This is a genomic window from Silvanigrella sp. (assembly GCF_044369315.1).
Classification (GTDB): Bacteria; Bdellovibrionota_B; Oligoflexia; order Silvanigrellales; family Silvanigrellaceae; genus Silvanigrella.
Map to the genome: position 1 here is coordinate 1 of NZ_JBIPMD010000236.1, position 4812 is coordinate 4812.

The 4812-nt window shown below is 30.2% G+C and carries 6 protein-coding genes and 1 pseudogene; all 7 read left to right on the forward strand.

Annotated elements, in window-relative coordinates; genetic code table 11:
- A partial coding sequence (gene kdpC / locus ACIQ56_RS14395; protein WP_397601740.1) for a potassium-transporting ATPase subunit KdpC occupies positions 1-543 on the forward strand: 543 nt, incomplete at its 5' end.
- A gap of 1 nt (position 544) precedes the next feature.
- Positions 545-1651 (forward strand): annotated as a pseudogene (locus tag ACIQ56_RS14400) (kinase).
- A gap of 10 nt (positions 1652-1661) precedes the next feature.
- A complete protein-coding gene (locus ACIQ56_RS14405; RefSeq protein WP_397601741.1) occupies positions 1662-2300 on the forward strand; it encodes a hypothetical protein in 639 nt (212 codons plus the stop codon).
- 8 nt (positions 2301-2308) lie between these two features.
- Positions 2309-2770, forward strand: coding sequence for a PAS domain-containing protein (locus ACIQ56_RS14410; protein ID WP_397601742.1), 462 nt, complete (start codon positions 2309-2311; stop codon positions 2768-2770).
- A gap of 64 nt (positions 2771-2834) precedes the next feature.
- Entirely contained in the window at positions 2835-3059 is a 225-nt protein-coding gene (locus ACIQ56_RS14415; protein ID WP_397601743.1) for a hypothetical protein, read from the forward strand.
- A gap of 72 nt (positions 3060-3131) precedes the next feature.
- A complete protein-coding gene (locus ACIQ56_RS14420; RefSeq protein ID WP_397601744.1) occupies positions 3132-4229 on the forward strand; it encodes a hypothetical protein in 1098 nt (365 codons plus the stop codon).
- 381 nt (positions 4230-4610) lie between these two features.
- On the forward strand, positions 4611-4812 hold a 202-nt coding region (locus tag ACIQ56_RS14425), incomplete at its 3' end, for a hypothetical protein (protein WP_397601745.1).

Below are 4812 nucleotides of genomic sequence, written 5' to 3' on the forward strand. Positions count from 1 at the left end.
ATTTTATTAGGTTTAATATATCCTTCTGCAACCTATTTATTGGGTTCGAGCCTATTTCCAAAACAAAGTAAGGGAAGTCTTATTTTTCAAAATGAAATTCCTGTAGGATCCGAATTCATAGGGCAAAATTTTTCTCAACCTAAATACTTTTGGGGACGTCCTTCAGCAGCTGGTGAAAAAGGATACGATGCAACAAACTCTGGAGCATCTAATTTAGCAACAACAAATAAAGATTTATTAGATAGAATAGAGAAATCGATTCAAGAATTTCTCAAACAAAATCCAACTATCAAAAGGGAAGAAATTCCAACTGATCTTGTTACGGCTTCGGCAAGTGGGTTAGATCCAGAAATTTCAATTCAATCTGCAAAAATTCAAATTCCACGTATTGCGAAAGCACGAAATATAAGTGAAAATAATTTAACTTTATTAGTTGATAAGTTAACTCAAAATCCAACCTTAAGTTTTATTGGAACGGAAAGAGTAAATGTTTTACTTTTAAATAATGAATTAGATAAAGAAACATCCAAAATGAAGAATTAATATGAAAACATTTGAGGAAATTCTTGAAAGTAAAAGAAGAGGATCTTTAAAAATCATAATGGGATATGCTGCTGGTGTAGGTAAAACATATTCCATGCTTTCTGAAGCACAGGCATTAAAACAGAGAGGTTTTGATGTCGCTATTGGTTATGTGGAACCACATAGAAGACCCGATACTCAATCTTTAGTCATTGGATTAGAACAAGTTCCTTTAAAAAAATATTCTGTTGGTAATATGGACTACTTTGAAATGGATGTAGACGCTATTATTAAAAGAAATCCACAAATTGTGTTGGTTGATGAATTAGCTCATTCAAATTCTCGTGGAAGTAAACATGAAAAACGTTACATGGATGTGATTGATATTTTAAACTCACAAATTAATGTGATTGCAACTTTAAATGTACAGCATTTAGAATCTGTAGCAGATAGGGTTTCTTCTGCGACAAAAGCTTCTGTTCATGAGAGAATTCCAGATAAAATTTTACAGCTAGCACATTAAATTGTCATGGCCGATATTAGTATGGAGGACTTACGTGAGCGACTTCGACTTGGAAAAATATATGATCAAGATAAGGTAGATAATGCTCTTATAAATTTTTTTACTTATAATAATTTATCTTTTTTACGTGAGATTTGTTTAAGAGAAGCGGCAGGAAATCAATTTCAAAAAATGCAAGAAAATAGTTTTGGTGAAGGAAAAGTTTTTGCAGAAGAAGCTGTAATGGTTGCACTTAGTTCCGAACCGACAAATGCTCCAACTCTTATTCGTAAAGGAACAAAAATGGCGGCTCGTTTATCGAGTCGTGTTTATGTTACTTATGTTCAAAAAAAAGCAGAAGATCCTTCTCATATAGATTCACAACTCCAAAGAAAATTACAACAAAATTTTGAATTAGCAACAAAACAAGGGGCGATTGTTCGTATTCTGCAAGGTGAAAATATTTCAGATGTTTTAGTTAACTTTGCATTTGAAAATAAAATTCGTCATGCTGTTTTTGGTAAATCAAGATTAACTCCTCTACGAGAACGTCTTCGTGGTTCCATTTTACTAGAATTTATTCATGATGCGGTCGGAATTGATGTTCATATTATTAGTGTAGAATAGTGAGAAAAAAATGAATGTTTTACCTCCTATGCGACGAGAAATCTTATTTCAAGTATTAAAAATTGTTTTTTTATCTAGTGCTCTTTCTTTGTTTTTAATATTATCTATTTATTTTAGTGCTAAGAATCCTAAAAATACTTTATTATTCAACTATCAATCTATAAATAGTTTATTACTTATGTTAGATAATTTAGATTCTTTATTTCTGGCTCAAAATAATTTAATACAGCTCAGAAAAAAAGAAGTAGAAAATTTTGAGGAAAATTTAGCTCATTTAGAGAAAGAAAAAGATAATTTAGAATCTCTTAAAAAAATGAGAGAAATATTTGAAAAATATAAAAATAATAAAAGAAAAATGGATTATAATGAATATTTTACAATGCGTAGTATTTTAAAAGAGCGAATTCAAAATTATCAAAATAAGACTTCAAAAATTATTGCAGACAGGGAATCTTTTACGACAAAAGTTTTAATTTTATCAGTTATTATATTTTTAATATCTTTATCTATATCTATATATTTTTCTGAGAAAATATCTGGAAAAATAGCTTATCCTATAAAAAAAATATCAGAGGTTTTACAAAATAAACCAAGTTTTGGACAAAAATTAAAATTTCCTCTACCTGAAAATCTCAAATCAAAAATTTGATATTAGAGTTGAATGAGCTTTGGAAAAGACTTAGTGAAATTCATAATAATAATGTTAAAAGCTTGAATGCCCAAAGAAATGAATTTGATGTCGTTTTAGATACCATTGAAGATCCCATAGTTGTCTTAGATCATTTGGGAAAAATTGAACATCATAATAAATATTTCGCAAATTTGGTGGGAGCAAAAGGGCACTCTCTAAATTTTCAAGCTTGGAACGATGTTTCTTTATCTTCTTTGACTTATTTACATTTAAGAAACCTTTTACGAATTGAAAATATGGAAGAAACATTATTTTGGACGGCTGTAGATCATTCAGATAAAATTTTTCGTTTAAGAAAACGTTATATATTTGATAGTAATAAAAAGCGTTGTGGCACCATTTTTATTTTACATGACATCACGCATTCTTTCTCTTCAGAAAAATTTAAAGAAATAACGTTGAAGCTAAAAGATTCTCAGTCTAAATAGGAAGAGTCCTCTTTTTTTAATGAGAGTGATTCAAAGTAAAATTTTTAGAGAAAGTTATCCTATTATGAAAAATAATCTTTTAATATTAATTACTTGTATTTTTGCGGTCTCTTGTACTGTAACTCTTAGCGAATCGAAAGAGCAAGCAAAAAAATCGGATGAAGAGATTGTCAATGAGATGTGTGAGCAGGGTAATGTCAAAGCATGTGAGGTTGTTGATCTCATTCAAAAGAAAAAAGAAGAAAAATATCAACGTATTATAAAAGAAAGCGGCATAAGAAACAAATAATTTTTTTATTGATTTTTCCCTTATTATAAAATAGATTTCCAATGATTTATTATAATAATTGAGGTTAAATCAATGCCCAAAGTCCCGTATCTTTTTTCCTTAAATAAACAAATATTTTTTTTCTTTTTATTTAGTTCCTTTGTTTTAGGTTGCCAATCAACAAATAAAGACAAAATAAAAAAATCATCTCAAATTGATAAAGCTCTTGTTTTTTATGCTTCGGATGATCCTATTTGGTTACCTTATTTTTCCAATTCTTTTACGCGTCGTATTTCTGAAGATGGGCTTTATAATGCAATTCAAAATCGTGAATTAAATAAAGAATGGATGATCAATAGTTTAGGCAACCAAGAAGATGTTCTTTTAGAAGATAAATTTCTTTTCTATTCAAATAAATTGCGCGGATTTATTTTAGCGGGGAATTTTTCTAAAGCACAAAAATTGTCTGTTATTTATATGAGAGATGCTGCTTTATTATTATCGAATAATCCTTCATCCGTTTCTTTTTCATATGCAACTTTAGCATTTTGGTCCGCCGTATCTAATTTAAAAACTTCAAATTCTTTAGCCAGAGATTACGGAATTATTTATGAAAAATATTCTTCTTTTAGTGTTAAAGATAATTTAGAGTCACAGGTTGATTCTAAATTAATTGATAAATTAAAATCAATTACGACACCTTTTATTGCAAAGCAGAAATCTATAAAAATTTTAAATTCTAAAAATTGTACTACTTTTATTGATGGTCAAGAATTAAAATCTTCTGCAATCATGTTACCTCCTAAAATGCAAAGTGTAATTTCAGCAAGTTGTGCAAATGGTTCATTTTCTCAAATATTTATAGCGGAAAAATATTCGAGTATTAAAATTTCTCCTTATATGCCTTCTTCTTTTTATTCCATGCCTAGCTTGGCCTCTCTTCCTAAAGAGCAAATTTTATCAATGAGCCCTTCTGCAATTATTCTTATCTATTGGTCTCATTCTGGAAAATATATGGAGTCACAGCTTATCGATCCAAAAAGTTTTTCAGTTGTTAAAAAAACACGTATTCTTTTGTCTTCCAAAAAGGATTTAGATGAAGCGGGAGATAATCTAATCGCTTTTCTTAGGTCTAAAAATCCTCAGAGCCCTAAAACTTCTTCTCAAGGCTTGACCTCGTCATCCAATTGACCTATTTTCTTGCCCATATACCCTGTCAAAAGGTTGTCATTTCTTAGATGCTATTTATTACATCTTTTTCATTTGAATTATCTGCTTATTTCCTACGCTTTTAAGTATTAATGCTCGTAAAATTTGAATAACTTTTGTGTCAGGAACTTTTATGCTCACACTATTGACAGCGTCTTTTGACATGCGTTAACACTATATATAACAAGTGTCGGCATTTTCATCCTACTTAATGAAGTGCCGCAATTCCTCGCTAAGAGAAGATTTGCGGTAGATGAATTTTTGCGGCATTGGGTACCATTCATTTGTATGGCTATGTATTAACTGCTCTTTTCCTTGACTTAAAAAGTGGAACGACTTGTACACCATCTGGAGAAATATTTCATGGCGATGTCCTCTTATAAACCTCATCATCCTAAAGCGAATCTATCTGAGTTAAATTTTTCTAGTGTTGATTTTAACTCTTCATTGCAGAACATCATTCTCGATGTCCGTCCGCTTATAGAGCAAGGAAGAGAGTATTCTTACATAGCGGCAAGTATACTTTCTGAGCAACTCAGGCTCGAAGTCTTAAAAACAATAGGGC